This is a genomic window from Maribellus maritimus (assembly GCF_022267315.1).
Taxonomy (GTDB): domain Bacteria; phylum Bacteroidota; class Bacteroidia; order Bacteroidales; family Prolixibacteraceae; genus Draconibacterium; species Draconibacterium maritimum.
This window is the reverse complement of sequence record NZ_JAIKLE010000005.1, coordinates 136284-151300: the sequence shown is the minus strand read 5'-3', so window position 1 is coordinate 151300 and position 15017 is coordinate 136284. Positions and strand designations below refer to the sequence as shown.

Here is a 15017-nt window from a genome sequence, read left to right as displayed (position 1 = left end):
CTAGCGTAACTTTATTTCTCCGTAGCGGCTTCTGATATAGACTGTTCCGCTTCCTCCTGAGCCTACTTTTCCTTTTACAGTTTGCGAATGGTTTTCTTTCATCCTGTTTCCAACAAAATCATCTTCAGGATAAGAAATTCCACAGTAATCGCAACTTGCGTCCAACGAATAGCTCGCTTCATCAAGTCCGAGTTTGATTTGTCCGTAACTGTTTTCGATTGAAATGGATTCAAAATCATCAGCGATTTCATCAACGCTGATTCCACCATAACCAGCTTCAATCTTTAATCTTTTCTTTAATTCTTCAATTTTAAAATGGCTGTATTTTGTCGTCGCACTAAGTGCCTCAATTTCTTCAAATTCAAATGTATCATATTTGGATTCGATACTTACAACTTTTGACTCTTCTACATTTAAAACTGAATATTTAGACTCAACTTTCAGATTTCCTGCGCCGCCAAGATTTATAGTTGAGTATTTTACCTCTATATCCATGTCGTTAGACGAACCAATATCTGCCTTTCCATAGGCCAGATTCAGGTTCATATCTCCTCCCGATACAGGGGCGTTTAACTGGTTGGCCGTAAAATTACCATACTGAATATTAAAATCGCCATCGGCATTTAACTCATTCACAATGGTATTTCCGTATTTGTTCACAACTTTCAGGTTTTTATCCGACGGGATATTTACCCTGTAATCGATACTAAATTTTTGACGACTTTTAAAATTATTGTCGAGTTCGGTTACGGCGCTGGCCGTACTTCCTGATTTTCCAAAATCAATATTAATTTGCTCAAGTAACTCATTGGCTCTTTTTTCATTGGGAGCTTCTACAGTGATTACAACGTCGATAGTGATTGAGTCTCCCCCAAAACTATTGATTTTAATTTCTCCGTATTTATTTGATATTTCCATGGTTTGGACACTATTCACCGTCCATGCCTGGTGATACTCTTTTGTTTTTTCTTCTGCAAATGCTTTTAGTCCGGTGGAGAAAATACCGAGGACAAAAAGAATGGTGAAGAATTTAAATTTCGATTTCATGTTCCGTATTTTTTTGTTGTTGTTTTACTTCTTCTAATTTGTTTACAATCATATTTATAATTCCAAGCTTGGTCTGATAATATTCCAGCATTGCATTTATCACACGTTCGTCGTTGGGGTTGGCAGCCAAATCTTCCTGAAGATCTTTAAAACGTATCTCAAATTCAGCAAGTTCGGTATCCATCATTTCCTGTTCTTCCGCCGATATAAAGCCTTCATTGTTTAATGTGTTCCATTGTGTCAATCCGGCGTCAATGGCATTTGTATAATAAATTTCAACTTCTTCATATTCTTCTGAAACAGAGCCTAGTGAAATATCGTTTTTTACATTTGCGATTTTGGTAGTTAGTTTATCGGGCGACATATAAATTGCTACCTGATTTACTGCAAGCAAAACAAAAACAACCGCCGCTGCCACTTTCCAAGCCACATTCAATGTAAATTTTTTCTTTTTATTCTGGTTTTTTAACTTGGCTTCAAAACGTTCAAAATGCCCATCCTGTGGTTCGTTGTCGTTTAACTCTTCCAGGTTTTTTAAAATAATTTCTTCTATGTAGTCTTTTTCTTTCATTGCTAATTGTATGAAAATATTTCTTCGTCCTTTAACTGTTCTCTCAATTTATTTTTGGCCCGCAAAAGTTGTGTCCGTGAAGAAGAATTACTGATTCCCAAAATCTGGCTGATTTCATCGTGATCATAACCTTCAATCAGATAAAGGCTTAAAACTACACGATAACCGTCCGGAAGTTTTTGAATGGCTTTTTTAATTGTGTTTACATTCACTTCTTTTGTTTCCATTTGGTATTCAGCAATCTGAGAGTTTCTTTCATTTACTTCTTCAAACTGAACTTTTCTTTTTTTCAATTGATCCAAAGAACGGTTTACAACTATTTTTTTGAGCCAGGCACCAAAACTAACTTCTCCTTTATAGGTATCTATTTTTTTGAATGCCTTCAGAAACGCTTCCTGCATAACATCTTCCGCCTCCATTTCGTCATTCAGGATTCGTATACAAACACTGTACATTGCCTTATAATACAATTTATACAACTGAAACTGTGCTTTTTCATTTCCTTGCCTGCACTGGTCAATTATCTCCTGATGTATGTTTTTGTATAACGCTTCCAATTTTTTTATTTCTGATTCAATGACGACAGCAATAAATTAATGTTGCATACGTTTCTGAATTATTTTTATTTTCGATGTATTTATTACAAAACGAGTGTAGCAGGTTAATATCGTCCTTCCAGAGAAAGTTCAATCGCTCAAAGAATAGGGGATAAATATTGGTATTTTTTTTGGATCTGTTGTCTCGCAGAACGATTTTTTTAGCGTTAGCAATCTAAGTTCATTTCCTTCTGTTGTTCTTCATAACAACATCGTTAAGTTTCGATAATTCATATTAATTAAACAGCCTGCTCCTAGTTTAAAGAGGGGTAGAACAGCAGTAACTAAAACCTAAAGTTTTAACTCTTCATTTATTGAGGCTGTTTCCTTTTGGGCAAAGACATATAGTGGGTATTCAGTGTATCTTTTTTTATAATAAAAGCGGGCAGTTTAGATAGCGTGAAATATTCTTTTTTTCCCGCGAAAGCATCAATTTTAAAATCGATATCAATTAATAGCCTCTTTTAAAGAATTCTCAACTTTGTATTTTTCAGTATATCGTTTTACTTGTATGCCATCCATTCTGCAGGCCTGTTTAAATATCCGTTTGGATTTACACGTTTCAGATTTGCGAATTCTATGGTTTTAAATACAGGGAGCCACACCGACATTTTCGGGTGTTGAGGATTCAATCAGGATAAAATGAATTTATACCCGGATTAAGTATTGTTCCGAATCACGAATAATTTTTATAATGAATTGTAATATTGAACGAGTTGTTTTAGATCTTCCGGTTTGCGGTGTTTTATTTTGTTCTTTTTAATAAATGCTTCTATCTTCTCGTGATTGTCCGGGAAAACATCCACAATATCATTTTTTCCCGAAATCATTTTAGCTTCGTTCTTTTTTATCCAAATGTAATATTCATCGTTCTTCCTGTCAAATTTTGCCGGTTCTGCTGCTTTGTAAGCACCTGGCTCTGTTGCTTTCACAAATGCAATTTCCGGTTTTACCAACAGAGAGGCTTTCCCTTCCTCTTCAACGATAAAAAAACCACGTCGTATTTTTTTTGTGATACTGTAAGGAACATATACCATTGTATAACTGCCAAATTCAACTTTATCTACAATTTCAGGTGCAGCAAGTTCCTGCACTCCGCTTCCCGTGTCAAATTCAATTGCATCATTGTATATATTATAGCGCAAAGGAACGTCAACATATTTTGTATTCGATGTGGTATAAACAACACCTTTAATAAATTCATCTTCCAGAAAAGGTGAACCTTCAATATCACGTTCGGTAAGTGTTCTTGTCATATCACCCCTTAACATTTTCGACGTGTTAAAGAGATCAACTGCCTGTCTGACTTCCAAAATATTTTGGGCATTTAAAATTTCGGCAAACAGCAGCAATACGAAGATGGGAAAATAATATTTTTTCATATTTTGAATAATTTTTGATAAATATAACACTTGCCACAATTTTTAAACCAAATTTACATTATAATGTTTTAAGAGCGATATGGCACACTCACACGAAATACATCAGGTATCAGCATCAAAATTGGTTTTTACAATTATTTTGAACGGGATAATCACGGCTGCCCAAATTGTTGGTGGAATAGTTTCCGGAAGCCTCGCTTTAATTTCCGATGCTGTGCACAATTTGAGCGATATGGTTTCAGTTATTCTCGCCTATATTGCTCAGCTTCTTAGCCAGAAACCAAGTACGAGAAAATCGACTTTTGGATACAAACGTGCTGAGATTCTTGCGGCTTTTATTAATGCGCTGGCACTGATAGGAATCTCAATATTTTTGGTTTTTGAGGCCATTGAGCGTTTGTCTACATTGCCCGAGGTTGATGCCAAATGGATGTTTTGGCTTGGTTTGCTCGGTCTGGTTGCAAACGGGATTTCCGTTCTAATTCTCGAAAAAGAGAAAAATAAGAGTATTAATATTAAAGCAGCCTACCTGCATTTGCTTGGAGATGCACTTACTTCGCTGGCCGTGATTTTGGGAGCAGTTCTGATTTGGTTTTATGAAATTTACTGGATCGATCCGGTTGTAACTGTTTTAATTAGCATTTATTTGTTTGTACATACCATTAAATTGTTAAAAGAGTCGGTTACTATTTTGATGCAAATGGCTCCTGCAGATTTACATATTGATGAAATAGAAAAGAGGCTGATGGAGTTACACGATTTAAAAGATGTTCACCACATTCATTTGTGGAATTTAACGGATAAACTGATTCATTTTGAATGCCATATTATTTTGAAAGACGACATAAAAGTCTCGGAAACCAACAGATTGTTTGGAAATGTTCAAAGAATGTTGCACGATGAATTTGATATTGAGCATGTTACCATCCAGTTTGAATATGATCCCGGGCATTGTAGGGATTGTGACTAATTTTTAATTTGTTAAAGAGAATTCTGCAATAGCATCAGCATGAATTTCAAGCGTACTAAAAAGGGGCAAATCATAATCTTTTTGTTTTATCAGCAAAGGTATCTCCGTACAACCTAGAATAATACCTTCAGCGCCTTTGCTTTTCAAATCATTCATAACAGAAATAAAACCACTTTTGGTTTCCGGAAGAAACTGTTCTTTAAGTAATTCTTCCATAATCGATTGGTGTATGAAGTTGCGGTCGTTTTTTTCAGGTGTAATGACTTCAATTCCTATTTTTGCCAGCCTGGTTTTGTAAAAGTCCATTTCCATGGTTTCCTGTGTGCCCAGCAACCCAACCTTTTTTAACTTCTTTTCTTTGATTTTTTTACCGGTTGCGTCGGCAATGTGTACAAATGGCAAGTCAATTTCGGTAACTAATTTTTCGAAAGTAAAATGAATGGTGTTTGCGCAAAGCGCCAGAAAATCAATACCTGTATGTTGTAACGTTTCAGCTCCGGCTTTTATGATTTTATATACTCCCTCTCGATCGTTTTTTTGGTTACAGGCATAAATCTCGCCGTAGTTGATCGAATAAAGAATTATTCGCGGGAAATGAAGCCCACCAAGTTTTTTATTAACTTTTTCATTAATGATTTTATAGTATTCCTGAGTTGATACCCACCCGGTACCTCCAATTAATCCTATGGTTTTCATTTTGTATTTAAATAATTTGAATGTAAAAGTGGCAAATATTTTGTTAAGTTTGAAAAAACGATTTAACGAAGCAACCTTTCTGTGCAGAAAATAGTCTGTAAACCAAAAAATCAACATGAAAAACCGAATTTTGAAAAGCCAAAATAGAATTATTGCATTTATTATATCCGTTCTTGGAATAGGGACTGCCTGCTCTTTTGGAGGGTGTGAATATGGCACAGTTGCAGAATATGGTACCCCAAGTGCAACATTTATTGTTGCCGGAAAGGTGACAAATGAAAATGACGTCGGAATCAAAGGGATTAAGGTAAAAATGAGTTATGATTCAACCTATACCAATGAAAGTGGGCAATACGAAGTGGGGAAAGTCGATTTCCCTACCGACCAGGAGTTTCCAATTTATTTTGAGGACGTAGATGATGCTGAAAATGGCGAATATCAAAAGCTTGATACAGTGGTTGCATTTGTTGATCCTGAGTTTAACGGAGGAGACGGAGGTTGGTACAATGGAGAGACTAATAAGGAATTTGACATAAAACTGAAGGACAAAAATTAATGATTTCAGATATCTCTTTTCGGAAAAAGATAGCGTTGGAATTGTTTCGCCGCTATAAACAAAATGAAAAGAAACTCCACCGTTTAAATTATATTTTTTGGGAATGCACATTAAGATGTAATCTGAATTGTTTGCATTGCGGGAGCGATTGTAAGAAGGAGTCGCAGGTAAAAGATATGCCGGTTGAGGATTTTATTAATGCAATCGACGATATTAAAGAAATTGTTGACCCGCATAAAACAATGATTGTATTTACTGGTGGCGAACCCTTGTTGCGAAAAGATTTGGAGGTGTGCGGACAACAACTTTACAAGAGAGAATTTCCGTGGGGAATTGTTTCCAACGGATTACAACTTTCGGCAAACCGCCTGGAGTCGTTGTTAAATGTGGGAATGCGTGCCGTTACAATTAGTTTAGACGGTTTGGAAAATTCACATAACTGGTTACGCGGCAACCGGAACAGTTTTCAGCAAGCGGTAAAAAGTATTGCTCTTTTGTCAAAGGTAAACGGTTTGGGATTTGATGTTGTGACTTGTGTAAATCAAAAGAATTTTGACGAGTTACCTTTATTAAAAAAAGTGTTGTTGGAAAACGGTGTTAAACAATGGCGTTTGTTTACCGTGTTTCCTGTTGGCAGGGCAAAAGTTCACAATGAATTACAGCTGCCGCCAAAACAATTCAGGCAGCTTTTTGATTTTATTGCTGCGGAGCGCAAAAAAGGAGACATAAAAATAAATTATGGCTGCGAAGGTTTTCTGGGAAATTATGAAAGCGAAGTAAGAGATAACCTGTTTTTTTGCCGGGCAGGAATAAATATTGCTTCTGTGTTAATTGATGGCTCAATATCGGCATGCCCGAATTTAAAAGATAACTTTGTTCAGGGAAATATTTACGCTGATAGTTTCAGGGAAATCTGGGAAAAGAATTATTCCATATTTAGAAACAGGGAATGGTTAAAAACGGGAGAGTGTGAGCTTTGCGAATATTTTAAATATTGCGAGGGGAGCGGTATGCATCTTCGCGATGAAATGGGGAACCTGCTTTTTTGCCACTATAAACGGATAAAAGAAGGGGAAGTATGAATATAAAAAAGATGGCACTCCCTGAAATGACACCATCCTTTTGTTCTATTTCTTTGTTTTTATACTAATCCTGAAAATCCCATAAAGGCCATCGCCAGAATTCCTGCAGTGATTAAAGCAATCGGTGTTCCTTTTAAACCTTTAGGTACATCCTGTAAGTCGAGATGTTCGCGAATACCTGCAAATAGAACCAGTGCCAATCCAAAACCCACTGCATTGGCAATGGCATACACTACACCTTCAAGTAAATTGAATTCTTTTTGAATGGTTAGAATAGCAACACCCAAAATGGCACAGTTGGTTGTGATTAAAGGAAGAAAAATTCCGAGAGCCTGGTACAATGCCGGGCTTACTTTTTTGAGTATAATCTCGACTAGCTGAACCAGCGATGCAATAACCAGAATAAATGCTATGGTTTGCAGAAATGCCAATCCCAAACTGTCGAGTACATATTTTTGAATTAAATAAGTTACAATGGTGGCAAGAACCATTACAAAAGCAACGGCTCCTGTCATTCCAATGGCAGTTGAAAGTCTTTTGGAAACACCCAAAAACGGACAAATCCCCAAAAACTGCATCAGTACGATGTTGTTGACTAAAACTGCTCCTATGATAATTACTAAGTAGTTCATTGTTTTTCCTCCTAATTCTTTTTAATCCGGTTGATGATGGCAATTAAATAACCCAAAACAATAAATGCGCCCGGTGCCAAAACAAATAGCAGGGTTACGTAATTTTCAGAATACAAGGTGATGTTGAATATTTTACCACTGCCCAAAATTTCTCGGATACTTCCCAGTAAAACCAAAGCAAAGCTAAATCCAAGTCCGATTCCAACTCCGTCAATTGCGGATGAAACCAGTGTGTTTTTTGATGCGAATGCTTCGGCACGGCCGAGAACAATACAGTTTACAACAATCAACGGGATAAACAAGCCCAGACTTTTATACAATGATGGTAAATAGGCCTGCATAGCTAATTGCACAATGGTAACAAACGCCGCTATAATTACTATAAAACTCGGGATGCGAACTTTTTCGGGAATAAGATTCTTAACCAGCGAAACTACAATGTTTGACATCAGTAAAACAAAAGTTGTTGCCAGTCCCATTCCAAGCCCGTTAATCGCCGACGAAGTAACTCCAAGCGTAGGGCACATTCCCAAAAGCAAAACAAAAACCGGGTTTTCCTTAATAAATCCTTTTGAAAAGTTTTTCCACTGGTTCATAGTATTATTTTTAATTTCCGGTTAATCCGGAAGTTGCGTCACTATTTTTTTCGTAAGAAGAATACGCTCGTGTAAGCGCATCTAAAAAGGCTCTTGATGAGATTGTAGATGCTGTTATTGCATCAATGTCGCCCCCGTCTTTTGAAACGGTAAAATTTGTATTGTTCGGGTTTTTTCCAATAACAAATTGTTTGGGTTTCTCCGGGTTGTTAAACCAAACATCCATTTTTGAACCCAAACCGGGAGTCTCTTCGTGCTCCAAAACTGAATATCCGGAAAAATTTCCAGCCTCATCGATTCCGGCCATAATGGAGATAAATCCGTTGAATCCTTTTTTTGTATATGTCTGTACGGCTGTGCCAACCAGTCTTCCATTTTTATATGCCGGGAAAAATTCCAGACTGTCTCCGCCTTCTTCGGCCAGTGTTTTAAATGAAGTTCCCAGTGTATCAAATTCAGGAAGAACCTGTTTTATTGCTTCACTCTGTGCCTTTAGCCTTGCTACTTCAATAGGTCCTTTTGTTAAATCATAAACAAAACCCAAGCCGGCGGCCGCAATTCCGGTAACCAGGAAAAGTGTTACCACCATATTTATAAATGTCGATTCTCGTTTTGCCATGGTTATTTCCCTCCAAATCTTACAGGTTTCACATAGTAATTAATAAGAGGAGTAACAGCATTCATTATTAATATCGCAAATGAAATCCCCTCAGGGTAAGCTCCAAATAACCGGATGCTTATGGTAATAACACCAATTCCAACTCCATAAATAACTTGTCCTTTTGGGTTCATGGGAGACGAAACCATATCAGTTGCCATAAATATAGCGCCCAGCATTAACCCTCCGGTTAAAATATGATAAAGCGGGTTGATATAAATTGCCGGATTGACCATCCAAAAGATTCCGGCGATTACTCCCACGGTTGCCAGAATAGAAACTGGAATATGCCAGGTAATTACTTTTTTATACAACATGTATAAACCACCAATTACCAAAAGCACAGCTGAGATTTCTCCCAGCGAACCTCCAATTCCGCCCCAAAACAGTTCAAAGGTGGAGGGAAGGCTTTGCGAGATTTCAGAAATAGGGGTGCCGTTTGAAATACCTTCTTTTATGATTCCAAGAGGAGTAGCCGAAGTAACAGCATCTATTCCGCTTTGTCTGTTTACAGGCCACGACGTCATTTGAACCGGAAAGGAAATCAGCATAAAAACCCTTCCAACCAGCGCGGGGTTAAAGATATTGTGTCCCAGCCCGCCAAACGATAGTTTACCAATACCGATAGCAGCCAGCGATCCGATAACGATTATCCACCACGGAATATTTGAAGGAACATTAAAAGCCAGCAAAATTCCGGTAATCAGCGCAGAGCCATCAGTTACTGTTGGCTTTACTTTTATCAGGTATTTTTGAATCAGAAATTCAAATGCCAGACATGCCAGAACTGCAATTATGGTAACCCGCAGAGCATCCAGACCAAAAACAAAAACCGACCATGCCAATGCCGGAATCATTGCCAGCACAACGCGGTACATTATTTTTTGGGTTGAATCGTCTGAATGAACATGAGGTGAAGGTGATACTATTAATAATTTGCTCATCTTCGGTTGTATAGATTATTTGATTATTTTTTTTTTGAACGAATAATTTGTCCCACTTTCCCTTTTCCAAAACGTATATAGTCGAGTAAAGGCCTGTCCGAAGGGCAGGTGTAACTGCACGATCCACATTCAATACAATCCATTACGCGATCGTTTTCTGCGCGGTCGAAAATTTGTTTCTGCGAAAGTGTCATTAAAAGATAAGGCTCCAGTCCCATTGGGCAAACTGAAACACAACGCGAACAACGGATGCAGGCAATGTAATCCTTACGTTTTGATTCCTCTTCTTTCATGATAAGAATTCCCGAAGTGCCTTTTGTAACTGGTACTTCAAGCGAAGCAATGGCACGTCCCATCATAGGGCCACCACTAATAACCTTTCCTGTACTTTCGGGTAATCCTCCGGCAGATTCTACCAGTTCGGAAGTTGAAGTTCCAATCCTGACTTTAAAATTTGACGGTTGTGAAACACCTTTCCCGGTTATAGTAACCACTCTTTCAAAAAGAGGCTTGTTTTTTTGAACCGCTTCGTAAACTGCAAAAGCAGTTCCTACGTTACTCACAACGGCTCCTACTGCAATTGGAAGCCCGCCTGAGGGAACTTCTTTTCCCGTAACTGCTTTGATAAGTTGTTTTTCGCCACCTTGCGGATATTTCACTTTTAAAGGCTGAACCAAAATACCCTTGTAGTTTTTTGTTTTTTCTGAAAGCAATTGAATCGCATTGGGTTTATTGTTTTCGATTCCGATTACAGCCTTTTCCACATTTAATGCCTTCATTAAAAGTTGTATGCCGACTAAAATTTCATCAGCTTTTTCCAGCATTAAACGGTGGTCAGAAGTGAGGTAAGGTTCACATTCTACACCGTTAATTAATAATACTTCGGCTTTCATTCCCTTTGGCGGAACCAGTTTTACATGTGTGGGGAAAGTAGCTCCTCCCAAACCAACGATTCCTGCTTCCTGAATCTTTTTGATGATTTCTGCTCCGTCAATATCAAATTCTCTGGCCAACTCTTCTGAGCGATCGATCTCATCTATCCATTCATCGCCGGCAACATCGATAAAAACTCCCTGCTTAGGATATCCCGAACTATCTTCTGAAAAATCAACTTTTTTAACTTTTCCTGAAACCGATGAATGAATATTGGTGGAGACAAAACTGCTGCTTTTGGCAATAACCTGTCCCACTTTTACTTCATCCCCACGTTTTACCGTTGGTGTTGCCGGAGCTCCAATATGCTGAGCTACCGGAATAAACACCGATTTCGGGAGAGGAAGAACCTGTATCTCTTTATCGGCTGAAAGCTTATTCTCAGGAGGGTGAACTCCTCCCAGTTTGAACGTTTTTAACATTCTGGTCTATTTAGCTGTATTACACTCTTCTTTTTCTTCCTTTTTTATTTTCCTCGGTGGAAAATTCAGTTCGAGGATTGCATTTGTTGGACAAACAGGTGGACATTTCCGGCAAAGTTTACATTTATCTGAATCAATGTATGCCAGATTGTTTTCGATGGTAATCGCATCGAATTTGCACTCTTTTTGACATTTTCCGCAACCTATACATGCTGTGCTACATGCTTTCCGTGCAACTCCACCCTTATCCTCGTTGCGGCATGCAACAACAACTTTCCTGTCTTTTGGGAACTTTTTACGCAGCTCGATCAAATCTTTCGGGCAAGCGTCAACACAAGCTCCGCAGGCTACGCACTTATCGTCAAGAATTAACGGGACCCCCATTCCTTCCCGCAGGTCAATGGCATCAAAATCGCATGCATCATAACAGTCGCCGTAACCCAAACAACCATATTGGCAATCAGATTCGCCACTGTAAACGGATGATGCGATGGCACATGTTGTTGCGCCGTCAAAATGACTTGTTTTTGGTCTGTGGTCGCAAGTTCCGTTACACCTTATAAAAGCTACTCTTGGATCTTTTTTTACAGCCTCCAGTCCTAAGATGGAAGCAACTGTGTTCATGGTTTCATTGCCGCCTACCGGGCAATATAAATCGGCCAGTTCACCATTTTTTACGCAGGCTTCGGCAAATGCCCGGCAACCGGCAAAACCACACCCTCCACAGTTGGCACTGGGTAAAACTTCCTCTACCTGGTCAATCCGCGGGTCTTCGTTTACCTTAAACTTTTGTGCTACAAAAAAAAGGATTACTGCTGCCGAAGTTCCAATTACACTTAATGTGGCAATCGTATATATAACGGTAATACTCATAGGTTAGATCGTTTCTTCAACTTCGAATTTGAAAACTTTTTTTAATAAATGACGAAAAAAAAATAATGTTATATAGTATGGTATTAAAATTCCGAGTGAAATCAAACCACTCAATAATTCATCATTTGTTACAGAATTTGTTACAATGAGCGTTAAAAGTACAATTATAAAAGGTAGAACATAACCATAAAAAAGTGCTGTAAAACCTTTTGATTCCTGAAAGATTACGGTTACTTCCTGTCCCGGAGAATATTTTTTTTGAAAATTGGTGATTTCAATTTCTTTGTCCTGGTAATCTGCCACAGTACAAGCACCTTTTGCATGACATGCTGAACAAGCTGATTTATTTATGATGTTTACAATCAGTGAATTACCTCTTGTCTCTTTGACGAAGCCCCTATGTCTGATATCTGTTCCCGTAACTGAAAATTTTGTAATTTACAGATTGCAAATTTATATATTTATGTATACATACACATGTCAAAATTCAGTTTTATTTGAAAAAATGCTATTTATAAAAAGTCTAATTTAAGGAATTTTCCAGCTTATTCTTTAGATGATGAACTTTCGATTGATTCCTTTCTTGCCGAGTCAACATCCCATGCGTCATCCGACTCATGAATTGTATAATTTCTTTCTGTTAGCAGAGTTTCTGAAAGTTGTTTTGAAAAGCGTTGAGTTTCCCTGATGAATTCTTTTTCGTCCTCTTTCCAGGTTGAGTATAATTCTTCAAGTACTTGTTCTTCATGATGTTTGAAAATACGGCCGGCTCTGTATGCTTCATACCTGGTAAATCCTAACTGTACCAAAGCTTTTACACCGAGCTCGGTGGCAGAATTAAACATTTCGCGCTGAGTGATTCTAACATGTAGTTTGTAAAATTCAAAAACATGAAAAATGTCTTTTGCCCTTGCCAGAATTCGCAATCTGGGATAGTTTTTCCGCACGTGCTTAGCTATTTTTAAAGCATCTTCATGTTCTGCCATACTTAATATCAACATTTTTGCTTTTTCAATACCGGCTTTCTCGAGCACCTGCGGACGGGTAACATCACCATAAAAGAGCTTAAACCCATATTTTCTGAGGATTTCCACATTTGCAGGATTACTATCAATAATGGTTACCTGGATTTTATTTGCGAGCAGAAATCTACCTAAAGCCAGACCAAACCTCCCAAAACCAGCTATTATTACCGGATTTATTTCGTCAAATTCATCGAAATCCTGTTTATTCTCCCGTCGGGAAAGAATAGGCCTAACAGCTTTGTCGTTAAAAATCAGAAGAAGGGGAGAAATTGTCATTGATAGTGTAACAACCAATAACAAAATTCCGGCAGTTTGTGTTTCAAAAAGTTGGTTTTGAATGGAAAAAGAAATAAGAACAAAACTGAATTCACTGGACTGCGCGAGTAAAAATGCAAATAGAAAATCGTAGCCTTTTCTGAGTTTAAAGATTCGCCCGAGGATAAAAAGAACGATAAATTTTAAAAAGATCAATAAAAGTACATAAACCAGGATTTTGAAGGGCTGCTCAACAAATAAATTGAAATTGATACTTGCACCCACAGAAATAAAAAATAAACCCAGTAGGAGTCCTTTGAATGGGTCAATCGTTGATTCTAGCTCATGACGGTATTCATTTTCAGCCAAAACTACTCCTGCTATAAAAGTTCCAAGAGCAGGTGAAAGGCCAATTGCATCCATGGCCAGTGCAATGCCTATTACCAGCAGAAGTCCGAGTGCCGTAAATATTTCGTGCAGACCGGTTTCTGCAACTAGTCGAAAAACATGGCGGGCGATAAAACGACCAATAAAAATTATTGCAGCAATTACACCTATTATTAACAGGAGTTGCGCCCATCCCGGCATTGAAGAAACTCCGGTAACTTTATCCAGATTCGATTCTGCCAGGTTGATGTTACTACCCCAGGTTGCAAGAATAGGAAGCAACGCAAGAATGGGAATAACAGCCATATCCTGAAAAAGCAAAACTGAAAAAGCTGATTTTCCTGCAACATTTCGCAATAATCCTTTTTCAGTTAAAGTTTGAATAACGATTGCGGTAGAAGAAAGTGCTAAAATTAATCCAATCGCAATGGCATTATTCAATCGGAAACCAAAAAGGACGGCGACCGCTGCGATAACCACGGAAGTTATCAATACTTGGAGGCCGCCTAATCCAAAAATCGATTTTCGCATTTTCCATAAAAGCGAAGGTTGGAGTTCGAGGCCGATAACAAAAAGCATTAATACAACACCAAATTCAGCAAAATGCATCACCTCGTCGGCTTCATTTCCTACAAGGCCTAAAATAAACGGGCCAATAATAACTCCTGCCAAAAGGTAGCCGAGCACAGAGCCCAGTCCCATTTTTTTTGCGATGGGAACTGAAATTACTGCCGCTCCCAAATAAATTAACGCCTGAAAAAAGAAATCTTGATTATGCATTGTTTTCTATTAATTCATTTAGATATTCAACGGAATTTATCTTTTTTCTATCGAGCTTTTCGTCTCTAAGGCTCAAAATCAGTTTTTTGTATTGCTCTGCATAATTGTTTATTTCTTCCGGAGGAATTGTGTAGGAGCCATGTACAACAAATGGCGGAAGATAATTCATTTTACATAAAGCAGCTGATTGCTGAAAAGGAATTAAGAACTGATTGATGGTATAACGATTCCGGCCTTTTTCTGAATAAACTTCTTTGCGCGCACCGGTTGTTAAAACAGAAATAGCATCTTTCTCCTCCAGCGAGGTTCCTTTTTTTCCATACGCAAAATCATGCTCCAGAACCAAATCAAACCATTCTTTTAACAAAGATGGGCAACTGTACCAGTAAAAAGGATGATGCCACACAATTATATCATGGAGCATTAAAAGCTGCTGTTCTTTTATAACGTCGATATAAAAATCAGGATAATTATCATACAAATCATTTACAGTAACCCATTCTAAACCGCGTAAGGCCCGAATCATCTGTTGATTGATTCGTGATTTTTGAATGGCAGGATGGGCAAATATTACGAGTATTCTCTTCATTTTTAATTTTGGGTAAACGGGTT

General features: G+C 37.9%; 17 protein-coding genes. 3 read left to right on the top strand and 14 right to left on the bottom strand.

The features are described 5' to 3' along the window. The 4 genes from K5G00_RS06610 to K5G00_RS06595 form a co-directional block, all read right to left on the bottom strand. Positions 1–1047, bottom strand: a complete 1047-nt coding sequence (locus K5G00_RS06610) for a hypothetical protein (RefSeq protein ID WP_238765346.1) — start codon at positions 1045–1047, stop codon at positions 1–3. Beyond that, positions 1031–1618 carry a hypothetical protein gene (locus tag K5G00_RS06605; RefSeq protein WP_238765345.1) on the bottom strand — a complete coding sequence of 196 codons (588 nt, stop codon included), beginning with the start codon at positions 1616–1618 and terminating at the stop codon, positions 1031–1033. Before K5G00_RS06605 ends, K5G00_RS06610 begins: the two co-directional genes overlap by 17 nt. A 2-nt stretch (positions 1619–1620) precedes the next feature. Further along, positions 1621–2175: an RNA polymerase sigma factor gene (locus tag K5G00_RS06600; protein ID WP_238765344.1), complete on the bottom strand. Its 555-nt coding sequence runs from the start codon at positions 2173–2175 to the stop codon at positions 1621–1623. 728 nt (positions 2176–2903) lie between these two features. Beyond that, a complete protein-coding gene (locus K5G00_RS06595) occupies positions 2904–3596 on the bottom strand; it encodes a hypothetical protein (protein ID WP_238765343.1) in 693 nt (230 codons plus the stop codon). Positions 3597–3675: 79 nt separating this feature from the next. Between K5G00_RS06595 and K5G00_RS06590 the strand changes: the two genes are divergently transcribed. Then, the gene (locus K5G00_RS06590) at positions 3676–4566 is read left to right on the top strand and encodes a cation diffusion facilitator family transporter (RefSeq protein ID WP_238765342.1); all 891 of its coding nucleotides are present in this window, start codon (positions 3676–3678) and stop codon (positions 4564–4566) included. A gap of 3 nt (positions 4567–4569) precedes the next feature. Here the strand turns inward: K5G00_RS06590 and K5G00_RS06585 are convergent, their stop codons facing one another. Beyond that, positions 4570–5262 carry an aspartate/glutamate racemase family protein gene (locus tag K5G00_RS06585; RefSeq protein WP_238765341.1) on the bottom strand — a complete coding sequence of 231 codons (693 nt, stop codon included), beginning with the start codon at positions 5260–5262 and terminating at the stop codon, positions 4570–4572. Positions 5263–5377: 115 nt separating this feature from the next. Between K5G00_RS06585 and K5G00_RS06580 the strand changes: the two genes are divergently transcribed. Together K5G00_RS06580 and K5G00_RS06575 are read left to right on the top strand one after the other, a co-directional pair. Further along, the gene (locus K5G00_RS06580) at positions 5378–5818 is read left to right on the top strand and encodes a radical SAM-associated putative lipoprotein (protein WP_238765340.1); all 441 of its coding nucleotides are present in this window, start codon (positions 5378–5380) and stop codon (positions 5816–5818) included. Beyond that, positions 5818–6900 carry a TIGR04133 family radical SAM/SPASM protein gene (locus tag K5G00_RS06575; protein WP_238765339.1) on the top strand — a complete coding sequence of 361 codons (1083 nt, stop codon included), beginning with the start codon at positions 5818–5820 and terminating at the stop codon, positions 6898–6900. Before K5G00_RS06580 ends, K5G00_RS06575 begins: the two co-directional genes overlap by 1 nt. Positions 6901–6959: 59 nt before the next feature. On the opposite strand, the gene rsxA is transcribed toward K5G00_RS06575, so the two are convergent. From rsxA to kefF, 9 genes are all read right to left on the bottom strand, one after another. Further along, positions 6960–7532 carry an electron transport complex subunit RsxA gene (rsxA, locus tag K5G00_RS06570; protein WP_158863496.1) on the bottom strand — a complete coding sequence of 191 codons (573 nt, stop codon included), beginning with the start codon at positions 7530–7532 and terminating at the stop codon, positions 6960–6962. Between the two features lie 11 nt (positions 7533–7543). Continuing rightward, complete coding sequence (locus K5G00_RS06565) at positions 7544–8128, bottom strand: RnfABCDGE type electron transport complex subunit E (RefSeq protein ID WP_158863494.1); 585 nt, start codon at positions 8126–8128, stop codon at positions 7544–7546. Positions 8129–8138: 10 nt separating this feature from the next. After that, on the bottom strand, positions 8139–8747 hold the full coding sequence (locus tag K5G00_RS06560) for an RnfABCDGE type electron transport complex subunit G (RefSeq protein ID WP_238765338.1): 609 nt from the start codon (positions 8745–8747) through the stop codon (positions 8139–8141). A gap of 2 nt (positions 8748–8749) precedes the next feature. Further along, a complete protein-coding gene (locus tag K5G00_RS06555) occupies positions 8750–9730 on the bottom strand; it encodes an RnfABCDGE type electron transport complex subunit D (protein WP_238765337.1) in 981 nt (326 codons plus the stop codon). Positions 9731–9753: 23 nt separating this feature from the next. Continuing rightward, entirely contained in the window at positions 9754–11085 is a 1332-nt protein-coding gene (gene rsxC / locus K5G00_RS06550; protein ID WP_238765336.1) for an electron transport complex subunit RsxC, read from the bottom strand. Between the two features lie 6 nt (positions 11086–11091). Continuing rightward, entirely contained in the window at positions 11092–11958 is an 867-nt protein-coding gene (locus K5G00_RS06545; protein ID WP_238765335.1) for a Fe-S cluster domain-containing protein, read from the bottom strand. A gap of 3 nt (positions 11959–11961) precedes the next feature. Then, positions 11962–12366, bottom strand: coding sequence for a SoxR reducing system RseC family protein (locus K5G00_RS06540; RefSeq protein WP_317235536.1), 405 nt, complete (start codon positions 12364–12366; stop codon positions 11962–11964). 137 nt (positions 12367–12503) lie between these two features. Further along, a complete protein-coding gene (locus K5G00_RS06535) occupies positions 12504–14405 on the bottom strand; it encodes a monovalent cation:proton antiporter-2 (CPA2) family protein (protein WP_238765334.1) in 1902 nt (633 codons plus the stop codon). Continuing rightward, positions 14398–14994, bottom strand: a complete 597-nt coding sequence (gene kefF, locus K5G00_RS06530; RefSeq protein WP_238765333.1) for a glutathione-regulated potassium-efflux system oxidoreductase KefF — start codon at positions 14992–14994, stop codon at positions 14398–14400. The genes K5G00_RS06535 and kefF overlap by 8 nt, the downstream gene beginning before the upstream one ends. Positions 14995–15017 lie beyond the last annotated feature (23 nt).